The sequence below is a fragment of the Pseudomonas sp. Ost2 genome (assembly GCF_018326065.1).
Classification (GTDB): Bacteria; Pseudomonadota; Gammaproteobacteria; order Pseudomonadales; family Pseudomonadaceae; genus Aquipseudomonas; species Aquipseudomonas gingeri.
In genome coordinates this window covers 7,330,429-7,350,023 of record NZ_AP021904.1, presented here as the reverse complement: position 1 = coordinate 7,350,023, position 19,595 = coordinate 7,330,429, and the positions used below count along the sequence as shown (strand labels likewise).

The 19,595-nt window shown below is 61.2% G+C and carries 20 protein-coding genes; 19 read left to right on the top strand and 1 reads right to left on the bottom strand.

The window, feature by feature from the left end:
* The first annotated feature begins 2 nt into the window (after positions 1-2).
* From KI243_RS32730 to KI243_RS32660, 15 genes are all read left to right on the top strand, one after another.
* Positions 3-797: a ParA family protein gene (locus KI243_RS32730; protein ID WP_042937020.1), complete on the top strand. Its 795-nt coding sequence runs from the start codon at positions 3-5 to the stop codon at positions 795-797.
* A 9-nt stretch (positions 798-806) separates the two neighbouring features.
* The gene (locus KI243_RS32725; protein WP_177061898.1) at positions 807-1,679 is read left to right on the top strand and encodes a ParB/RepB/Spo0J family partition protein; all 873 of its coding nucleotides are present in this window, start codon (positions 807-809) and stop codon (positions 1,677-1,679) included.
* 148 nt (positions 1,680-1,827) lie between these two features.
* Positions 1,828-2,235 carry a F0F1 ATP synthase subunit I gene (locus KI243_RS32720; RefSeq protein WP_017129291.1) on the top strand — a complete coding sequence of 136 codons (408 nt, stop codon included), beginning with the start codon at positions 1,828-1,830 and terminating at the stop codon, positions 2,233-2,235.
* A 16-nt stretch (positions 2,236-2,251) separates the two neighbouring features.
* Positions 2,252-3,121: a F0F1 ATP synthase subunit A gene (gene atpB / locus KI243_RS32715; RefSeq protein WP_017129292.1), complete on the top strand. Its 870-nt coding sequence runs from the start codon at positions 2,252-2,254 to the stop codon at positions 3,119-3,121.
* A gap of 133 nt (positions 3,122-3,254) precedes the next feature.
* Complete coding sequence (gene atpE, locus KI243_RS32710) at positions 3,255-3,512, top strand: F0F1 ATP synthase subunit C (protein WP_002555987.1); 258 nt, start codon at positions 3,255-3,257, stop codon at positions 3,510-3,512.
* Between the two features lie 57 nt (positions 3,513-3,569).
* The gene (locus tag KI243_RS32705) at positions 3,570-4,040 is read left to right on the top strand and encodes a F0F1 ATP synthase subunit B (RefSeq protein WP_017129294.1); all 471 of its coding nucleotides are present in this window, start codon (positions 3,570-3,572) and stop codon (positions 4,038-4,040) included.
* A gap of 12 nt (positions 4,041-4,052) precedes the next feature.
* Complete coding sequence (locus tag KI243_RS32700; protein ID WP_017129295.1) at positions 4,053-4,589, top strand: F0F1 ATP synthase subunit delta; 537 nt, start codon at positions 4,053-4,055, stop codon at positions 4,587-4,589.
* Between the two features lie 21 nt (positions 4,590-4,610).
* On the top strand, positions 4,611-6,155 hold the full coding sequence (gene atpA / locus KI243_RS32695; RefSeq protein WP_017129296.1) for a F0F1 ATP synthase subunit alpha: 1,545 nt from the start codon (positions 4,611-4,613) through the stop codon (positions 6,153-6,155).
* Between the two features lie 50 nt (positions 6,156-6,205).
* The gene (gene atpG / locus KI243_RS32690) at positions 6,206-7,066 is read left to right on the top strand and encodes a F0F1 ATP synthase subunit gamma (protein WP_017129297.1); all 861 of its coding nucleotides are present in this window, start codon (positions 6,206-6,208) and stop codon (positions 7,064-7,066) included.
* Positions 7,067-7,093: 27 nt separating this feature from the next.
* Positions 7,094-8,470 carry a F0F1 ATP synthase subunit beta gene (gene atpD / locus KI243_RS32685; protein WP_017129298.1) on the top strand — a complete coding sequence of 459 codons (1,377 nt, stop codon included), beginning with the start codon at positions 7,094-7,096 and terminating at the stop codon, positions 8,468-8,470.
* A gap of 45 nt (positions 8,471-8,515) precedes the next feature.
* Positions 8,516-8,941 carry a F0F1 ATP synthase subunit epsilon gene (locus KI243_RS32680; protein WP_010447599.1) on the top strand — a complete coding sequence of 142 codons (426 nt, stop codon included), beginning with the start codon at positions 8,516-8,518 and terminating at the stop codon, positions 8,939-8,941.
* Between the two features lie 113 nt (positions 8,942-9,054).
* Positions 9,055-10,422 carry a bifunctional UDP-N-acetylglucosamine diphosphorylase/glucosamine-1-phosphate N-acetyltransferase GlmU gene (gene glmU / locus KI243_RS32675; protein ID WP_042937022.1) on the top strand — a complete coding sequence of 456 codons (1,368 nt, stop codon included), beginning with the start codon at positions 9,055-9,057 and terminating at the stop codon, positions 10,420-10,422.
* Between the two features lie 159 nt (positions 10,423-10,581).
* Positions 10,582-11,349 (top strand): DeoR family transcriptional regulator, encoded by a 768-nt coding sequence (locus KI243_RS32670; RefSeq protein WP_017129300.1) that lies wholly within the window; start codon positions 10,582-10,584, stop codon positions 11,347-11,349.
* 11 nt (positions 11,350-11,360) lie between these two features.
* On the top strand, positions 11,361-13,196 hold the full coding sequence (gene glmS / locus KI243_RS32665; RefSeq protein WP_017129301.1) for a glutamine--fructose-6-phosphate transaminase (isomerizing): 1,836 nt from the start codon (positions 11,361-11,363) through the stop codon (positions 13,194-13,196).
* Between the two features lie 5 nt (positions 13,197-13,201).
* Positions 13,202-14,101: a LysR family transcriptional regulator gene (locus tag KI243_RS32660; RefSeq protein WP_212810313.1), complete on the top strand. Its 900-nt coding sequence runs from the start codon at positions 13,202-13,204 to the stop codon at positions 14,099-14,101.
* 45 nt (positions 14,102-14,146) lie between these two features.
* Here KI243_RS32660 and KI243_RS32655 read toward each other — a convergent pair whose 3' ends face one another.
* Positions 14,147-14,596 carry a hypothetical protein gene (locus KI243_RS32655; protein ID WP_017129326.1) on the bottom strand — a complete coding sequence of 150 codons (450 nt, stop codon included), beginning with the start codon at positions 14,594-14,596 and terminating at the stop codon, positions 14,147-14,149.
* Between the two features lie 233 nt (positions 14,597-14,829).
* Between KI243_RS32655 and KI243_RS32650 the strand changes: the two genes are divergently transcribed.
* The 4 genes from KI243_RS32650 to KI243_RS32635 all read left to right on the top strand — a co-directional run bounded on the left by KI243_RS32650 (position 14,830) and on the right by KI243_RS32635 (position 19,504).
* A complete protein-coding gene (locus KI243_RS32650; protein WP_212810312.1) occupies positions 14,830-15,645 on the top strand; it encodes an alpha/beta fold hydrolase in 816 nt (271 codons plus the stop codon).
* Between the two features lie 85 nt (positions 15,646-15,730).
* Entirely contained in the window at positions 15,731-16,633 is a 903-nt protein-coding gene (locus KI243_RS32645) for a LysR family transcriptional regulator (protein WP_177087348.1), read from the top strand.
* A gap of 140 nt (positions 16,634-16,773) precedes the next feature.
* Entirely contained in the window at positions 16,774-17,403 is a 630-nt protein-coding gene (locus KI243_RS32640; protein ID WP_177087346.1) for a glutathione S-transferase, read from the top strand.
* Between the two features lie 55 nt (positions 17,404-17,458).
* Positions 17,459-19,504 (top strand): pyridoxamine 5'-phosphate oxidase family protein, encoded by a 2,046-nt coding sequence (locus KI243_RS32635; protein ID WP_212810311.1) that lies wholly within the window; start codon positions 17,459-17,461, stop codon positions 19,502-19,504.
* Positions 19,505-19,595 lie beyond the last annotated feature (91 nt).

Here is a 19,595-nt window from a genome sequence, read left to right as displayed (position 1 = left end):
GAATGGCTAAGGTATTCGCGATAGCGAACCAGAAAGGTGGCGTGGGCAAGACCACCACCTGCATCAACCTCGCAGCATCCCTGGTCGCGACCAAGCGCCGGGTGCTGTTGATCGATCTCGATCCACAGGGCAACGCCACCATGGGTAGCGGTGTGGATAAACACGGCCTGGAAAACTCCATCTACGATGTGCTGATCGGTGAATGCGATCTGGCGCAGGCCATGCACTTCTCCGAACACGGCGGTTATCAATTGCTGCCGGCCAACCGTGACCTGACGGCGGCCGAAGTGGTGCTGCTGGAAATGCAGATGAAGGAAAGCCGTCTGCGCAGCGCCCTGGCGCCGATCCGCGAGAACTACGACTTCATCCTGATCGACTGTCCGCCGTCGCTGTCGATGCTGACCCTCAACGCCCTGGTCGCCGCTGACGGGGTGATTATCCCCATGCAGTGTGAATACTTTGCCCTCGAAGGGCTGAGCGACCTTGTGGATAACATCAAGCGCATCGCCGAACTGCTCAATCCGGAACTGAAGGTCGAAGGCCTGCTGCGGACCATGTACGACCCGCGCCTGAGTCTGATGAACGACGTTTCCGCACAGCTCAAGGAACATTTCGGTGACCAGCTGTACGACACCGTGATTCCACGCAACATCCGTCTGGCCGAAGCCCCGAGCTACGGCATGCCGGCCCTGGCGTACGACAAGCAATCCCGTGGTGCCGTGGCCTACCTGGCCCTGGCCGGCGAGATGGTTCGTCGGCAACGTAAAAATTCACGCGCCGCCGCTCCGGCAACTTAAGGAATCCCCATGGCCGTCAAGAAACGAGGTCTCGGACGTGGACTGGATGCACTGCTGAGTGGTCCGACCGTCAGCTCGCTGGAAGAGCAGGCCGTCCAGGCCGACGAACGTGAACTGCAGCACCTGCCGCTGGACCTGATCCAGCGCGGCAAGTACCAGCCGCGCCGCGACATGGACCCGCAGGCGCTGGAGGAACTGGCGAACTCGATCAAGGCCCAGGGCGTGATGCAGCCGATCGTGGTCCGTCCGATCGGCAGCGGGCGCTTTGAAATCATTGCCGGTGAACGCCGCTGGCGTGCCAGCCAGCAGGCTGGCCAGGAAACCATCCCGGCGATGGTCCGCGATGTGCCGGATGAAACCGCCATCGCCATGGCGCTGATCGAGAACATCCAGCGCGAAGACCTCAACCCGATCGAGGAAGCCGTGGCCCTGCAGCGTCTGCAGCAGGAATTCCAGCTGACCCAGCAACAGGTCGCCGAAGCCGTGGGCAAGTCCCGCGTGACCGTGGCCAACCTGCTGCGCCTGATCGCGTTGCCCGAAGTCATCAAGACCATGTTGTCCCACGGCGACCTGGAAATGGGACATGCCCGTGCCTTGCTCGGTTTGCCGGATGACCGGCAGGTCGAAGGGGCGCGACATGTTGTCGCACGCGGCCTCACCGTGCGCCAGACCGAGGCACTGGTTCGCCAGTGGCTGAGCGGCAAACCGGCCCCGGTCGAACCCCCCAAGGCTGACCCGGACATCAGCCGCCTCGAGCAGCGCCTCGCCGAGCGCCTGGGCTCTGCGGTGCAGATTCGCCACGGGCAGAAGGGAAAAGGCCAGTTGGTGATTCGCTATAACTCCTTGGATGAACTACAAGGGGTACTTGCCCACATCCGCTGAAACATTTCCTCATGTAGCGCGCAGTCGGAAATCACTACCCGGCAGTTGAATAGGGGCTGAACCGCCCCTATACTCTGCGCGCATTTTGTCGGCACAATTTATGCCAAGTTATTGATTTCTGGCAGCCGACCCTTGAGGAGCGTGAGTGATGGAAACCCGCAGGCCAAACAGGTTGCCGTTCCATCGCTTGGCGGTATTTCCGGTTTTATTGGCTCAATTGGTCGTATTGCTGGTGGCCGCGGTGGCGCTTTGGCAATGGCACGGTGTCGTTGCCGGATACTCAGGACTCTGCGGAGGCCTGATAGCCTTGCTACCCAATGTGTATTTTGCTCACAGGGCCTTTCGGTTTTCCGGCGCCCGAGCAGCCCAGTCCATCGTCCGGTCTTTTTATGCCGGCGAGGCGGGCAAGTTAATTTTGACGGCAGTGCTGTTTGCACTGACGTTCGCAGGTGTGAAGCCACTGGCGCCGATAGCAGTCTTCGGCGTCTTCGTGCTGACCCAGTCGGTCAGCTGGTTCGCTCCCCTGCTAATGAAAACAAGACTTTCGAGACCTTAGGGCGTTTGAGGCAACCATGGCAGCAGAATCCGCTTCGGGCTATATCCAGCACCACTTGCAGAACCTGACCTTCGGTCAGCTACCTACCGGCGGCTGGGGTTTTGCCCATTCCGCAGCAGAAGCCAAGGCAATGGGCTTCTGGGCATTCCACCTGGATACCCTGGGTTGGTCTGTCGCACTGGGGCTGATCTTCATCCTGTTGTTCCGCATGGCGGCGAAAAAGGCGACCTCCGGTCAGCCGGGCGCCCTGCAGAACTTCGTCGAAGTACTGGTCGAATTCGTCGACGGCAGCGTGAAAGACAGCTTCCACGGCCGTAGCCCGGTGATTGCACCGCTGGCGCTGACCATCTTCGTCTGGGTGTTCCTGATGAACGCCGTCGACCTGGTACCGGTCGACTGGATCCCGCAACTGGCCGCGGCCATTTCCGGCAACCACGAGATTCCGTTCCGCGCCGTGTCGACCACCGACCCGAACGCCACGCTGGCCATGGCCTTCTCGGTGTTCGCGCTGATCATTTTCTACAGCATCAAGGTCAAGGGCATCGGCGGTTTCATCGGCGAGCTGACCCTGCATCCTTTCGGTAGCAAGAACATCTTCATCCAGGCCCTGCTGATCCCGGTGAACTTCCTGCTGGAATTCGTCACCCTGATCGCCAAGCCGATCTCCCTGGCACTGCGTCTGTTCGGCAACATGTACGCCGGTGAGCTGGTATTCATCCTGATCGCTGTGATGTTCGGCAGCGGCCTGCTCTGGCTCAGTGGCCTGGGCGTCGTACTGCAGTGGGCGTGGGCCGTGTTCCACATCCTGATCATCACCCTGCAGGCGTTCATCTTCATGATGCTGACCATCGTCTATCTGTCGATGGCGCACGAAGAAAACCATTAAGACCAGTCTCGACTAGTCTGATGTCCTTCCCGGTAAAACGGGAAGGTGGCCCTCCTGGGCTATGAAACGATTTGTTTTACCGCTTTAAAATCTAAAAAACCTAAACCATACGACGTAAAAGTCGGGAGGAAAGATGGAAACTGTAGTTGGTCTAACCGCTATCGCTGTTGCACTGTTGATCGGCCTGGGCGCACTGGGTACCGCAATTGGTTTCGGCCTGCTGGGCGGCAAGTTCCTGGAAGGCGCAGCGCGTCAGCCAGAAATGGTTCCAATGCTGCAAGTTAAAATGTTCATCGTGGCCGGTCTGCTCGACGCCGTAACCATGATCGGCGTTGGTATCGCTCTGTTCTTCACCTTCGCGAACCCCTTCGTTGGTCAACTCGCTGGCTGATCACTCGAATTTTCGAGTTGATTGGTGTGATGGACAACGAACGAGCGAGGTGTTGGCGTGAACATTAATGCAACCCTGATTGGCCAGTCCGTTGCGTTCTTCATTTTTGTACTGTTTTGCATGAAGTTCGTGTGGCCTCCGGTCATCGCGGCTTTGCACGAACGTCAGAAGAAGATCGCGGATGGATTGGACGCTGCCACCCGTGCAGCTCGCGACCTGGAGTTGGCCCAAGAGAAAGCGGGTCACCAACTGCGCGATGCAAAAGCACAGGCAGCCGAGATCATTGAGCAAGCCAAGAAACGCGGTAACCAGATCGTCGAAGAGGCTGTTGATAAAGCCCGCGTCGAAGCTGAACGCGTGAAGGCTTCGGCTCAGGCCGAGATCGAACAGGAACTGAACAGCGTCAAAGACGCGCTGCGCGCCCAATTGGGTAGCCTGGCCGTTGGCGGTGCCGAGAAGATCCTGGGTGCCACAATCGATCAAAACGCGCACGCGGAGCTGGTTAACAAACTGGCTGCTGAAATTTAAGCGAGGGCGATCATGGCAGAACTGACCACGTTGGCCCGACCTTACGCTAAGGCGGCCTTCGAGCACGCTCAGGCCCACCAGCAACTGGCCAATTGGTCAGCCATGCTCGGCCTGGCTGCAGCGGTGTCGCAAGACGACACCATGCGGCGCGTGCTCAAGGCCCCGCGACTGACGAGCGCAGACAAGGCCACCACGTTTATTGACGTGTGTGGCGACAAGTTCGATGCCAAGGCACAGAATTTCATCCACGTCGTTGCTGAAAACGACCGTCTCCCGCTGTTGCCGGAGATTGCCGCTCTGTTCGACCTGTACAAGGCCGAGCAAGAGAAATCGGTAGACGTGGAAGTCACCAGTGCTTTTGCATTGAACCAAGAACAGCAAGACAAACTCGCCAAGGTTCTCAGTGCACGACTCGACCGGGAAGTGCGCCTGCAAGTTGCGGAAGATTCATCCCTCATCGGGGGTGTTGTCATTCGCGCCGGCGACCTGGTTATCGATGGCTCAGTTCGCGGCAAACTCGCGAAATTGGCCGAAGCATTGAAATCTTGAGTTTGAAGGGGCAGCAGAGCAATGCAGCAACTCAATCCTTCCGAAATAAGTGAAATTATCAAGGGCCGCATCGACAAGCTCGATGTGACCTCCCAAGCCCGTAACGAAGGCACTGTCGTCAGCGTATCTGACGGTATCGTGCGGATTCACGGTCTGGCCGACGTCATGTACGGCGAGATGATCGAGTTTCCGGGCGGCGTCTACGGTATGGCCCTCAACCTGGAGCAAGACTCCGTAGGTGCCGTGGTACTGGGCGCATACACCAGTCTGGCTGAAGGCATGAGCGCCAAGTGCACCGGCCGCATCCTCGAAGTTCCGGTTGGTAAGGAACTGCTGGGTCGCGTTGTCGACGCACTGGGTAACCCAGTTGACGGCAAAGGTCCGCTGAACAACACCGAGACCGACGCGGTCGAGAAAGTTGCTCCAGGCGTGATCTGGCGTAAGTCGGTAGACCAGCCTGTACAGACTGGCTACAAGGCTGTCGATGCCATGATCCCGGTCGGCCGTGGCCAGCGTGAGCTGATCATCGGTGACCGTCAGATCGGTAAGACCGCTCTGGCGATCGACGCGATCATCAACCAGAAAAACAGCGGCATCTTCTGTGTCTACGTCGCGATCGGTCAGAAGCAATCGACCATCGCCAACGTGGTTCGCAAGCTGGAAGAAAACGGCGCCCTGGCCAACACCATCATCGTGGCCGCCAGTGCTTCCGAATCTCCTGCGCTGCAGTTCCTGGCACCGTACTCCGGTTGCACCATGGGCGAGTTCTTCCGCGATCGCGGTGAAGACGCGCTGATCGTTTATGACGATCTGTCCAAGCAAGCAGTGGCCTACCGCCAGATTTCCCTGCTGCTGCGCCGTCCACCAGGCCGTGAAGCCTACCCAGGCGACGTGTTCTATCTCCACTCCCGTCTGCTGGAGCGCGCATCCCGCGTTTCGGAAGAGTATGTCGAGAAGTTCACCAACGGCGCAGTGACTGGCAAAACCGGTTCCCTGACCGCATTGCCGATCATCGAAACCCAGGCTGGCGACGTTTCCGCGTTCGTTCCGACCAACGTGATCTCCATCACCGACGGTCAGATCTTCCTGGAATCGGCCATGTTCAACTCCGGGATCCGTCCTGCTGTGAACGCCGGTGTTTCGGTATCCCGTGTAGGTGGTGCCGCTCAGACCAAGATCATCAAGAAGCTGTCCGGTGGTATCCGTACCGCCCTGGCCCAGTACCGTGAACTGGCGGCATTCGCCCAGTTCGCTTCTGACCTGGACGAAGCGACCCGCAAGCAACTTGAGCATGGTCAGCGCGTTACCGAGCTGATGAAGCAGAAGCAATACGCACCAATGTCGATCGCTGACATGGCGCTGTCGCTGTATGCCGCTGAGCGTGGGTTCCTGACTGACGTCGAAATCGCCAAGGTCGGCAGCTTTGAACAAGCGCTGATTGCTTACTTCAACCGCGATCACGCCGATTTGTTGGCCAAGATCAACGTGAAGGGTGACTTCAATGACGAAATCGACGCTGGCATGAAAGCCGGTATCGAGAAGTTCAAGGCCACCCAAACCTGGTAAGCCGCAGCGGGAGCCGCAAGGCTCCCGCTTGCTAACCTGATAGGTGTTACATGGCAGGCGCAAAAGAGATTCGCAGTAAGATTGCGAGCATCAAAAGCACGCAAAAAATTACCAGCGCCATGGAAAAAGTGGCGGTCAGCAAAATGCGCAAGGCACAAATGCGCATGGCTGCTAGCCGTCCTTATGCGGAGCGTATCCGCCAGGTAATTGGGCATCTGGCCAACGCCAACCCGGAATACCGCCACCCGTTCATGATCGACCGCGAAATCAAGCGCGTCGGTTACGTCGTGGTGAGCAGTGACCGTGGTCTGTGCGGCGGCTTGAACACCAACCTGTTCAAGGCCCTGGTCAAGGACATGGCGGTAAACCGCGAAAACGGCGTCGAGATTGATCTGTGTGTAGTGGGTAGCAAGGGTGCGGCGTTTTTCCGCAACTTCGGCGGTAACGTCGTTGCAGCTATCAGCCACCTGGGTGAAGAGCCGTCGATCAATGACCTGATCGGCAGCGTCAAGGTGATGCTGGATGCCTACCTGGATGGCCGTATTGACCGCCTGTCCGTGGTGTCCAACAAGTTCATCAACACCATGACCCAGCAGCCTACCGTGGAGCAGTTGATTCCACTGGTGGCAACCCCGGATCAAGAACTCAAGCACCACTGGGACTATCTCTACGAACCGGACGCCAAAGAGCTGCTTGACGGCCTGATGGTGCGCTACGTGGAGTCGCAGGTGTACCAGGCGGTGGTCGAGAACAACGCGGCCGAACAAGCTGCGCGGATGATCGCGATGAAGAACGCTACCGACAACGCCGGTGATTTGATCAGCGATTTGCAGCTGATCTACAACAAGGCGCGTCAGGCTGCGATCACCCAAGAGATCTCGGAAATCGTCGGCGGCGCTGCCGCGGTTTAACGGTTCAAATATTCAGAGGATCCAGCTATGAGTAGCGGACGTATCGTTCAAATCATCGGCGCCGTTATCGACGTGGAATTCCCACGCGACAGCGTACCGAGCATCTACAACGCGCTGAAAGTACAAGGCGCGGAAACCACCCTGGAAGTTCAGCAGCAGCTGGGCGACGGCGTGGTGCGTACCATTGCGATGGGTTCCACCGAAGGCTTGAAGCGCGGTCTGGACGTTGTCGACTCCGGCGCTGCCATCTCCGTACCGGTCGGTAAAGCGACCCTGGGCCGGATCATGGACGTCCTCGGCAACCCGATCGACGAAGCTGGTCCGATCGACACCGACGAGCGCTGGGGTATCCACCGCGCGGCGCCGTCGTTCGCCGAACAGGCAGGCGGCAACGACCTGCTGGAAACCGGCATCAAGGTTATCGACCTGGTCTGCCCGTTCGCCAAGGGCGGTAAAGTCGGTCTGTTCGGTGGTGCCGGTGTCGGCAAGACCGTAAACATGATGGAACTGATCCGTAACATCGCCATCGAGCACAGCGGTTATTCCGTGTTCGCCGGTGTGGGTGAGCGTACTCGTGAGGGTAACGACTTCTACCACGAGATGAAGGACTCCAACGTTCTGGACAAAGTGGCACTGGTCTACGGCCAGATGAACGAGCCGCCGGGAAACCGTCTGCGCGTAGCCCTGACCGGCCTGACCATGGCCGAGAAGTTCCGTGACGAAGGTAACGACGTTCTGCTGTTCGTCGACAACATCTACCGTTACACCCTGGCCGGTACCGAAGTATCCGCACTGCTGGGCCGTATGCCTTCGGCAGTAGGTTACCAGCCGACCCTGGCTGAAGAGATGGGCGTGCTGCAAGAGCGCATCACTTCGACCAAGGAAGGTTCGATCACCTCGATCCAGGCGGTATACGTACCAGCGGACGACTTGACCGACCCGTCGCCAGCGACCACCTTCGCCCACTTGGACGCCACCGTCGTACTGTCCCGTGACATCGCCTCCCTGGGTATCTACCCGGCGGTCGATCCACTGGACTCGACTTCGCGCCAGCTGGACCCGAACGTGATCGGCCAGGACCACTACGACACCGCTCGCGGCGTCCAGTACGTTCTGCAGCGCTACAAGGAACTGAAGGACATCATCGCGATCCTGGGTATGGACGAGCTGTCGGAAACCGACAAGCAGTTGGTATCCCGTGCTCGTAAGATCCAGCGCTTCCTGTCGCAGCCGTTCTTCGTGGCTGAAGTCTTCACCGGTGCCTCGGGTAAATACGTTTCCCTGAAAGACACCATTGCTGGCTTCAAAGGCATCCTCAACGGTGACTACGACCACCTGCCAGAACAAGCGTTCTACATGGTTGGCGGCATCGAAGAAGCGATCGAGAAAGCCAAGAAACTGTAATCCCGGCGCCCGGCAACGGGCGCTAATTTAGGTTGAGGCAATCAGATGGCTATGACAGTCCATTGCGATATCGTCAGTGCGGAAGGGGAAATCTTCTCCGGCCTGGTCGAGATGGTGATTGCGCACGGTGCACTGGGTGACCTGGGTATTGCCCTGGGCCACGCGCCGCTGATCACCAATCTCAAGCCGGGTCCGATCCGCTTGATCAAGCAGGGCGGGGAAGCCGAGGTGTTCTACATCTCCGGTGGATTCCTCGAGGTTCAGCCGAACATGGTCAAGGTTCTTGCCGACACCGTGCAACGTGCTGCCGACCTGGACGAAGCCTCCGCTCAGGAAGCCGTCAAGGCTGCCGAGAAGGCCCTGAATGAAAAAGGCGCGGACTTCGACTACGGTTCCGCTGCTGCACGTCTGGCCGAGGCCGCAGCCCAGCTGCGCACCGTCCAGCAGATCCGCAAGAAGTTCGGCGGTTAATCCGCTGCTTGTTGTGTGATTGATTAAAAAGGGTAGCCTCGGCTACCCTTTTTTCTTTTCCGATGTTCATCACCTGGTCGCAGCCGCTGACCACCCAGGATTGGTAGCCAGTCATGTCTCTCGAAATCGTTATCCTCGCTGCAGGTCAAGGCACTCGCATGCGTTCGGCGTTGCCGAAGGTTCTTCACCCCGTAGCCGGCAATTCGATGCTTGGACATGTTATCCACAGCGCCCGGCAATTGAATCCACAGCGCATTCACGTGGTGATTGGCCACGGCGCGGACCGGGTACGTGAACAACTGGCGGCCGACGACCTGAACTTCGTGTTGCAGGACAAGCAACTGGGGACCGGCCATGCGGTGGCCCAGGCCGTGCCTTTCATCACCGGCGACACGGTGCTGGTGCTCTACGGCGACGTCCCGCTGATCGAAGTGGAGACCCTGCAGCGCCTGCTGCGCCACGCCACGCCTGAGCAGGTGGCGCTGCTGACCGTCGAACTGGCGGACCCGACCGGTTATGGCCGCATCGTGCGCAACGATCAGGGCAAGGCCTGTGCGATCGTCGAGCAGAAGGACGCCAACGAGGCGCAGCGCGCCATCACCGAAGGCAACACCGGCATCCTCGCGCTGCCGGCCCGGCGTCTCGGTGACTGGATGAGTCGCCTGTCGAACAACAACGCCCAGGGCGAGTACTACCTGACCGACGTGATCGCCATGGCGGTCGGCGACGGCCTAGTGGTGGAAACCGAGCAACCCCATGACGCCATGGAAGTGCAGGGCGCCAACGACCGCAAGCAACTGGCCGAACTCGAGCGTCACTACCAGAAGCGCGCCGCGCTGCGCCTGATGGCCCAGGGCGTGACCCTGCGCGACCCGTCCCGCTTCGATGTGCGCGGTGAAGTCAGCGTGGGGCGCGATATCCTCATCGACATCAACGTGATCCTGGAAGGTCGCGTGGTGATCGAGGACGATGTGGTGATCGGTCCGAACTGCGTGATCAAGGACACCACGCTGCGCAAGGGCGTGACGGTCAAGGCCAACAGCCACCTCGACGGCGCGATCCTCGGCGAAGGCAGCGACGCCGGTCCTTTCGCCCGCCTGCGTCCCGGCAGCGTGCTGGGTGCCCGCGCCCATGTGGGTAACTTTGTCGAGCTGAAGAACGCGCACCTGGCCGACGATGCCAAGGCCGGCCACCTCGCCTACCTGGGCGATGCGCGGATCGGCGCGCGGACCAATATCGGCGCAGGCACCATCACCTGCAACTATGACGGGGCCAACAAGCACCAGACGGTGCTGGGCGAAGACGTCTTCATCGGTTCCAACAACTCCCTGGTGGCGCCTGTGGATATCTCCAACGGCGCCAGCACGGCGGCGGGTTCGACCATCAACCAGAACGTCGGTGAAGGGCAACTGGCCGTGGCCCGTGCGCGCCAGCGCAATATCGAAGGCTGGAAACGGCCGGTGAAGATCAAGAAGAGCTGAGTTATCCGTGGGAGCTGGCTTGCCAGCGATGGGGTGTCATGAGCGCTGCAAGCCTCAAAGGCCCTCTCGCCGATAAGTTCTTGCATCTGTCACTTGACGAAGTTTCGATTTCAGGTTTTGATTGCGTTCGTTATCTTTCGAATCGAAACTTATACTCCCATGTCGAAACGCAATACACCTCAACGTCGCCATAGCATCCTCGCCTTGCTCAATGAGCAGGGCGAAGTGAGCGTGGACGAGCTGGCCAGGCGCTTCGAAACTTCCGAAGTTACGGTTCGCAAGGATCTGGCCGCTCTCGAAAGCAATGGCTTGCTGCTGCGTCGTTACGGCGGCGCGATCAGCATGCCCCATGAACTGGTCAGCGATCTCGGCCACTCGGTGTCGAAGTACAAGCAGGCGATTGCCCGGGCCGCGGTCGGGCGCCTGCGTGAGCATGCACGGATCATCATCGACAGCGGCAGCACCACTGCCGCCATGATCCCGGAACTGGGCCTGCAACCCGGCCTGGTGGTGATGACCAATTCCCTGCATGTCGCCCGGGCCCTGAGCGAACTGGAACACGAGCCCGTGCTGCTGATGACCGGTGGCACCTGGGACCCGCATTCCGAGTCGTTCCAGGGCCAGGTCGCCGAACAGGTGCTGCGTTCCTACGACTTCGACCAGCTGTTTATCGGTGCCGACGGCATCGACCTGGAGCGCGGTACCACCACCTTCAACGAATTGCTGGGTTTGAGCCGCGTCATGGCCCAGGTCGCCCGGGAAGTGGTGGTCATGGTCGAGGCCGACAAGATCGGTCGACGCATCCCCAACCTGGAACTGCCCTGGAGCAGCGTCCACACCCTTATTACCGATGAACGCTTGCCGCTTGAGGCACGCGAACAGATTCAGGCCCGCGGCATACATTTGATTTGCGCGGCTGTCAGCTAGGAGAAAAGAGCATGTGCGGAATTGTCGGTGCAGTTGCTGAACGTAATATCACGGCCATCCTGGTCGAAGGCCTGAAGCGTCTGGAATACCGCGGCTATGACAGCGCCGGTGTCGCCGTCTTCACCCATAACGGCACGCTGGAGCGCACCCGTCGCACTGGCAAGGTCAGCGAACTGGACCAGGCCCTCGCCGGTCAACCGCTGGCCGGTCGCCTGGGGATCGCCCACACCCGCTGGGCCACCCATGGCGCGCCGTGCGAGCGCAACGCCCACCCGCACTTCTCCGGCTCGGATATCGCCGTTGTGCACAACGGCATCATCGAGAACCACGAAGTCCTGCGCGAGCAACTCAAGGGCCTGGGTTATGTGTTCACCTCGGACACCGATACCGAAGTGATCGCCCACCTGCTCAACCACAAGCTCAAGGACCTCGGCGACCTGACCAAGGCGCTGAAGGCCACGGTCAAGGAACTGCACGGGGCCTATGGCCTGGCGGTGATCAACGCGCAGCAGCCCGACCGCCTGGTTGCGGCCCGCAGCGGCAGCCCGCTGGTGATCGGCCTCGGCCTGGGGGAAAACTTCCTCGCTTCCGACCAGTTGGCCCTGCGCCAGGTGACCGACCGCTTCATGTACCTGGAAGAAGGCGATATCGCCGAGATCCGCCGTGACAGCGTGCAGATCTGGGATGTCGACGGCCAGGCCGTCGAGCGCGAGGCCGTGCAGTACCGCGACGGTGCCGAAGCCGCCGACAAGGGAGCCTTCCGCCACTTCATGCTCAAGGAAATCCACGAGCAACCGTCGGTGGTGCAACGTACCCTGGAAGGGCGCCTGAGCCAGAACCAGGTACTGGTCCAGGCCTTCGGTCCCCAGGCCGCCGAGCTGTTCGCCAAGGTCCGCAATGTGCAGATCGTCGCCTGCGGTACCAGCTACCATGCCGGCATGGTCGCCCGTTACTGGCTCGAAGGCCTGGCGGGTATCCCGTGCCAGGTCGAAGTCGCCAGTGAGTTCCGCTACCGCAAGGTGGTGGTGCAACCGGACACCCTGTTCGTCTCCGTTTCCCAGTCCGGCGAAACCGCCGACACCCTGGCGGCCCTGCGCAATGCCAAGGAGCTCGGCTTCCTCGGCAGCCTGGCGATCTGCAACGTCAGTATCAGCTCGCTGGTGCGTGAATCGGACCTGACCCTGCTGACCCAGGCCGGCCGTGAAATCGGCGTGGCCTCGACCAAGGCCTTCACCACCCAACTGGTCGGCCTGCTGCTGCTGACCCTGGCCCTGGGCCAGGTACGCGGCACCCTGGCGCCGGCTGTCGAGGCGGAGCTGGTGGACGAACTGCGGCGCCTGCCGACCCGCCTGGGCGAGACCCTGGCGATGGACGCCAAGGTCGAGAAAATCGCCGAGCTGTTCGCCGACAAGCACCACACCCTGTTCCTCGGTCGTGGCGCGCAGTACCCGGTGGCGATGGAAGGCTCGCTCAAGCTCAAGGAAATTTCCTATATCCACGCCGAGGCCTATCCGGCAGGTGAGCTCAAGCACGGCCCGTTGGCTCTGGTCGACAACGACATGCCGATCGTCACCGTGGCGCCGAACAACGAGCTGTTGGAGAAGCTCAAATCCAACCTGCAGGAAGTCCGCGCCCGCGGTGGCGAGCTGATCGTCTTCGCTGACGAGAAGGCCGGGATGAGCAATGGCGAGGGCACCCACGTCATCACCATGCCGCATATCCACGACACCCTGGCGCCGATCCTCTACACCATCCCGCTGCAACTGCTGTCGTACTACGTGGCGGTGCTCAAGGGCACCGACGTCGACCAGCCGCGCAACCTGGCGAAGTCGGTCACCGTGGAGTAATCGGGATGGATCGGCTGGCTGCCATGGAAACCTTTGTCTACGTCGTGGAGACAGGTTCTTTTTCCGCGGCAGCCAGGCGCCTGGACGTCGGGCAGCCGGCTGTTTCGAAAACCATCGCCCAGCTGGAAGAGCGCCTGGGGGTTCGCCTGCTGACCCGCTCGACGCGCGGGTTATCCGCGACCGAGGCCGGCACGCTGTTTTTCGAGCGGGCAAGGAAGGTCATCGAGGAGGCCGGTGAAGCCGAGCTCGCCGCTCGCGGGGCGGGTGCCGGGCTGACCGGAACACTGCGCATCTCCACCACGGTGACGTTCTCCAGATTGCACATTCTTCCCCATCTGGGCGGCTTCCTGGAGATGCACCCCCTGCTGGACGTCGATGTGCTGCTGGATGACCGCTCGGTGAACCTTGTCGAAGAGGGGGTCGACGTCGCCTTGCGAATGGGCAACCTCAGCGATTCGGGTTTGACGGCGAGAAAGATCGCCCGCTGCCGACGGCTTGTGCTGGGAACGCCCGCCTATTTTGAACGGCATGGCATACCCGAATCCCCCGCGGACCTGACAGATCATGAAGCGGTGATCTATTCGCTGGGCGGAGGAGGGGCGTCATGGCTGTTCAAAAAAGGCCAGGCCGAGCAGACGGTCACTCTCAGCGGCCGTATCCGGGTCAGCGCCGCCGAGGGCGTGCGGACCACCGTCTTGTCGAGCTACGGTCTTACGCTCTCTTCGGAATGGATGTTCGCGCCTGAGCTGGCCAGCGGCGAGGTAGTGCCGGTGCTCGAGGATTGGGACCTGCCCGAAATGGACCTTTGGGCCATCTTCCCGACCGGGCGCATGGCAAGCGCCAAGGCCCGGGCATTTATCGCTTATGTGGAGCAGTTGATGGGGAACGTCGCCGGAGTGCAGTGAAGGCCACGATCTGTTCCTCAGCGACGGGTCCATGCCCCAACGCTTTCAATCCACCAGGGAAACCCCGCACCCGCGGTAGTCCCTGTCTCCCACCTTGAGCAGTACGCTCGCCTCGAACTCCTGGCCGCTCATATCGTCGGTGCAGGTTTCCCTGTCGATCAGCACCTGGATCTCGGTGCCGTCGGCGGCATTGCCGAAGAACCCCTCGGGCGTCGCCTCGGTTTTCGCGATGTCGGTCTTCTGCTCGCCATAGTTCATCTGCAGATGCAGTTCCGGCGTTTCGCCACGGCCGATTTCCACCGACCAGCCCGGTTCATTGCCCACGGCGCGAAAGCTGATATTGCGTTTTCTGGCTTGGGCCCAGGGCGAGTCCGGATCGCTGAGCGCCTGATCTGACAGAGCGCTTTTCGGAACAACGTCCTTGGAGGCCGTTGACTGGTCGCATCCGGCAAGCGAAAACAGCAGTACAGCGCAGAGAAACTGGGTAGAAGTCATGAAGGCAATTTCTGTGCTGGAAAGCCCACGAGGTTAGCGCAGTCGTCTGGACAAGGCGGAAAACGAAGGTTTCAAAGTGTAAAAGTGCGCTCGTCATGGAATAAAAATCTGCAGCCGGATGTTCTGTTACATCAGGCTTGTGGCGCGCTCGACATGGACGGCCAATACTGTCCGATCACTTTATCGCTGCCTTTGGGCATTCGTTGTCTGATTCATGACCGCAGGGGGATTCAATGCCAGTTGTGACTATCGATGGGCAATCGCTTCATTATCTGGACCAGGGCGCGGGCGAGGTGGTTGTCCTCGGCTCCAGCTATCTGTGGGACAGCGCCATGTGGGCACCGCAGATCGCCGTCCTGGCCCGGCACTACCGGGTGATCGTGCCGGAACTCTGGGGTCATGGGCAGTCCGGAGCGCTGCCGGAAAGTACCCGCAGCCTGGATGATCTCGCCAACCAGACCCTGGCATTGCTCGATCACCTGGATATCCAGCGTTTCAGCCTGGTCGGCCTGTCGGTCGGCGGCATGTGGGGCGCGCGCCTGGCGCTGGCCGCACCGCAGCGTATTCGCGGGCTGGTGCTGATGGATACCTACGCCGGTGCCGAACCGGAAGCCACCCGGCAGTATTATTTCTCGATGCTGAAGACGATCGAGGACGCCGGCAGTATCCCGCCACCGCTGCTCGACGCCATCGTGCCGATTTTCTTCAAGGCCGGTGTCGACTCCGAAGCCTCGTTCTACCAGACCTTCCGCAGTTCCCTGACGACCTATTCCAGCGAGCGCCTGCGCAACAGCATCGTGCCCCTGGGCCGCCTGATCTTTGGCCGGGACGATCGCCTGGCGGCGCTTGCAGCCCTGGATGCCGGGACCACGCTGGTGATGTGTGGCGAGCAGGACAAGCCGCGCCCACCGAGCGAAGCACGGGAAATGGCCGAGCTGATCGGGTGTCCGTATATCGGCATTCCCGAGGCCGGTCATATCTCCAGCATCGAGAACCCGGAGTTCGTCAACCAGGCACTGTTGGCTTTCCTGGCGAAACTGCCCGGGTAATCGGCCCGGCTTTTGGGTACGCTGATGGAACAGACAGAGCCGCCGATGCGGCTCTTTTCTTGACTGATTTGACCGAGGGCGTGCCGTGGACAGATTCCAGGAAATGCAGGCGTTTGTTGCCGTGGCCCAGGAGCAGGGGTTCTCGGCGGCGGCGCGGCGCCTGAACCTGTCGGCACCCAGCGTCACCCGGGCGGTGGCGGCACTGGAAAAACGCATCGGCGCGCAGTTGCTGATCCGCACCACGCGCAATGTGCACCTGACCGAGCCCGGCTTGCGCTACCTCGAGGATTGCCGGCGGATTCTCGGTGAAATGGAGGAGGCCGAGGCTTCGGCGGCAGCCAGCCATGCCCAGCCCAGCGGGCAACTGACGGTGACCGCACCGGTGTTGTTCGGCGAGTTGTACGTCACGCCGGTGATGGTGCGTTATCTCGATCAGTACCCGGCCGTCGACATCAACGCCTTGTTGGTCGACCGGGTGGTGCGCATCGTCGAGGACGGCATCGATGTGGCGATACGCATCGGCGAATTGCCGGACAGCGGTCATCACGCGGTGCGGGTAGGGCAGGTGCGCCGGGTGGTCTGTGCGTCCCCTGCCTACCTCGCCATGCATGGCCGGCCCGCCCATCCCGACGAACTGCGCCAGGCGCGGATCGTCATGACCTCGGCGGCGTCCCAAGTGCGCACCTGGCAGTTTGTCGATGGCGACAAGCCGCTGAGCATCCGCCTGGACCCGCGCCTGGCGGTGACCGCGAACCAGGCGGCGATTCGTGCGGCCTGCCTGGGGGCGGGATTGACCCGAGTGCTGTCCTACCAGGTGGCCGACAAGCTGGCCTGCGGCGAACTGGAGGTGGTGCTGGCCGCCTTCGAACTGCCGCCGCTGCCGATCCACGTGGTGTTTCAGGGCGGGCGCAAGGCCCCGGTCCGGGTGCGCAGTTTTGTCGACTTCGTGGTGGCGGCACTGCGCGAACATCCGGCGCTGAAAGGCTGAGCCACAGAGGCGGGATTTATTTCACCAGATGAAATACTGGATTGCCATTTATGGTGATTCTGTTGTTTTCATCGAAGGCGGAAGATAACTCCATTGGCGCGATCCATCCCGGTTCGTGCCGCTGCCCCACGGAGTCCGTCATGTCCCAGACCGCCATCAAGCTCTATAACTTCTCCCGTTCCGGCCACGCCCATCGTGCCGAATTGATGCTGTCCCTGCTTGGCCTTCCGGTCGAACTGATCCATGTGGACCTGCCCAGCGGCGCCCACAAGAAGCCCGAGTACCTGGCGCTGAACGCATTTGGTCAGGTCCCGGTGATCGACGACCAGGGCGTGGTCCTGGCCGACTCCAACGCGATCATCGTGTACCTGGCGCAGAAGTACGGCAACGGTCGCTGGATGCCGACCGATCCGGTGGGCGCTGCCCGCGTGCAACGCTGGTTGTCGGTGGCGGCGGGGCCGATCGCCTTCGGTCCGGCGCGGGCCCGGTTGATCACAGTGTTTGGTGCCGCCTTCGATGCCGAGGAAGCCATCAGCCGTTCCCATGCCCTGCTCAAGGTGATCGAACAGGAACTGAGCCATACGCCGTATCTGGCGGGCAGCGAGCCGACCGTTGCCGATGTCGCCAGCTACAGCTACATCGCCCACGCACCGGAAGGCAATGTCTCGCTGGCGGACTATCCGAATGTACGGGCCTGGCTGGCGCGTATCGAAGCCTTGCCAGGTTTTGTGCCGATGCCGCGGACTGTTGCCGGTTTGCAGACCGCCTGAGACGGATAAAGTCCCGGCTTATCCAGGCCGGGCCCCTTACAGTGGAGAAGTCGCGATGAACGAACCCGGCGTTTCACCCTGGCACGCAGGCGAACGGCAGATGCAGACGCAAGTCGGCGTGGCCGAACGGATGGCTGAGCTGGGCTCCAGGGTGGTCCGTGACTACATGCCGGACCAGCATCGCGACTTCTATCGCCAACTGCCTTTCATGTTGTTTGGTGCGGTGGATGAGGCAGGGCGCCCCTGGGCAAGCCTGTTCGAGGGTGATCCCGGCTTTGCCGTTTCCCCGGACCCCAGGCACCTGCAACTCGACAGCTTTGCGCAACCCCAGGACCCGGCGTACTCGGCGCTGCGGGCGGGCGCTGCCCTGGGGTTGCTGGGGATCGAATTGCACACACGGCGCCGCAACCGCCTCAATGGGCATATCCAGAGCCTGGGTGACCAGGGCCTGGAGATCGCCGTGGAGCAGAGCTTCGGCAACTGCCCGCAATATATCCAGCTGCGTCAGTTCGAGCGGGTGCCGGTCGTCGATCCGGCACTTCAGGTGGTTCACCGCTCCCAGACCCTGGACGCTGCGGCCACGGCAATGATCTGCAATGCCGACACCTTCTTTGTTGCCAGCTATGTGGATATCGACGGTAAACGCTCGGTGGATGTTTCCCATCGGGGCGGGCAGACCGGGTTTGTCCGGGTGGAAGGCGACCGCCTGACCATCCCCGATTTTGCCGGCAACCTGTTCTTCAACACCCTGGGTAACCTGCTGCTCAATCCCCGCGCCGGCCTGCTGTTTATCGACTTCAATACGGGTGATCTGTTGCAGCTCAGCGGGCGCACGGAAGTCATTCTTGAGGGACCTCAGGTGAAAGCCTTCCAGGGCGCCGAGCGGCTGTGGACGTTCCACGTGGAACATTGTGTGCGCCGTCCAGCTGCAACGAGCCTGCGCTGGAAGTTCGAAGGCTTTTCACCCAACAGCCTGATGACCGGCAATTGGCCGCAAGCCGCCGCCCGTTTGCAGGCTGAAGCCCTGGGCAACAGTTGGCGGCCGTTGCAGATCAGCCGGATTGTCGAGGAAAGCGCGACCATTCGCTCGTTGTACCTGGAGCCGACCGATGGGGCGGGGATGCCGGTGTTTCTGGCCGGGCAGCATCTGCCTCTGCGATTCGACATCGACGGACAAACCCACATCCGCACCTACAGTCTGTCCGGCGCACCTTCGGATTCGTTTCTGCGGATCAGCGTCAAGCGTGATGGCCGGGTGTCTTCGCATATCCATAACCAATTGCGAGTGGGGGACAGGATCGAAGCCCGCGCTCCCCAGGGGCACTTCACCGTAGAGGCTAATGAACGACGGCCACTGGTGCTGCTCGCGGCGGGCGTGGGCATCACGCCATTGCTGTCGATGCTGCGCGAAGTGGTCTACCAGGGCAAACGCACGCGGCGCATGCGGCCCACCGTGCTGTTTCTCAGCGCCCGATCCCAGGCGGAATTGCCTTTCCGTGAGGAACTGGATGAGCTGCGCGAGCGCGGCGGCGAATCGGTGCAGGTGCTGCGCCTGTTGAGCCAGCCTGAACCGCAGGCGGTGCTGGGTGAGGATTACGACCTGCCGGGACGCCTGAGTGTCGAAGTCATGCGTTCGTTGTTGCTGATCGAGGACTATGACGCGGTGGATTTCGTGCTCTGCGGGCCGGGCGGTTTTACCCAGGGGATGTACGATCAACTGCGCGGGATGGATATTCGCGATGATCATATCCACGCGGAAACCTTCGGACCATCGACCTTGCGGCGGCAACTGGACCCGGGGCTCAGCCCAATCGAGCAGCCACCGGCAGCCACGGTCGCGGTACCGGTGATCTTCCATCAGTCGGCGAAGGAAGCGCGCTGGCAGCCGGAGGGCGGCAGCCTGCTGGAACTGGCGGAAAGCCGTGGGTTGCGTCCGGAATTCAGTTGCCGGGGAGGCTCATGCGGGACGTGCAGCACACGCCTGATCAGTGGACAGGTGCATTACCCCTATCCCCCGGCCGAATTACCGGGCGAGGGGCAGGTGCTGATCTGTTGTGCGATCCCGGCCAGTAGCGCGGAGCCGCTGGTGCTGGAGCTCTGAAGTCGCCCTTGGTGGTTTTTTGTGTGTGGTGGGTGCTTCTGTGGGAGCGGGCTTGCCCGCGAAGCTTTTAGCGGGCTCCAGGCCCTCTTCG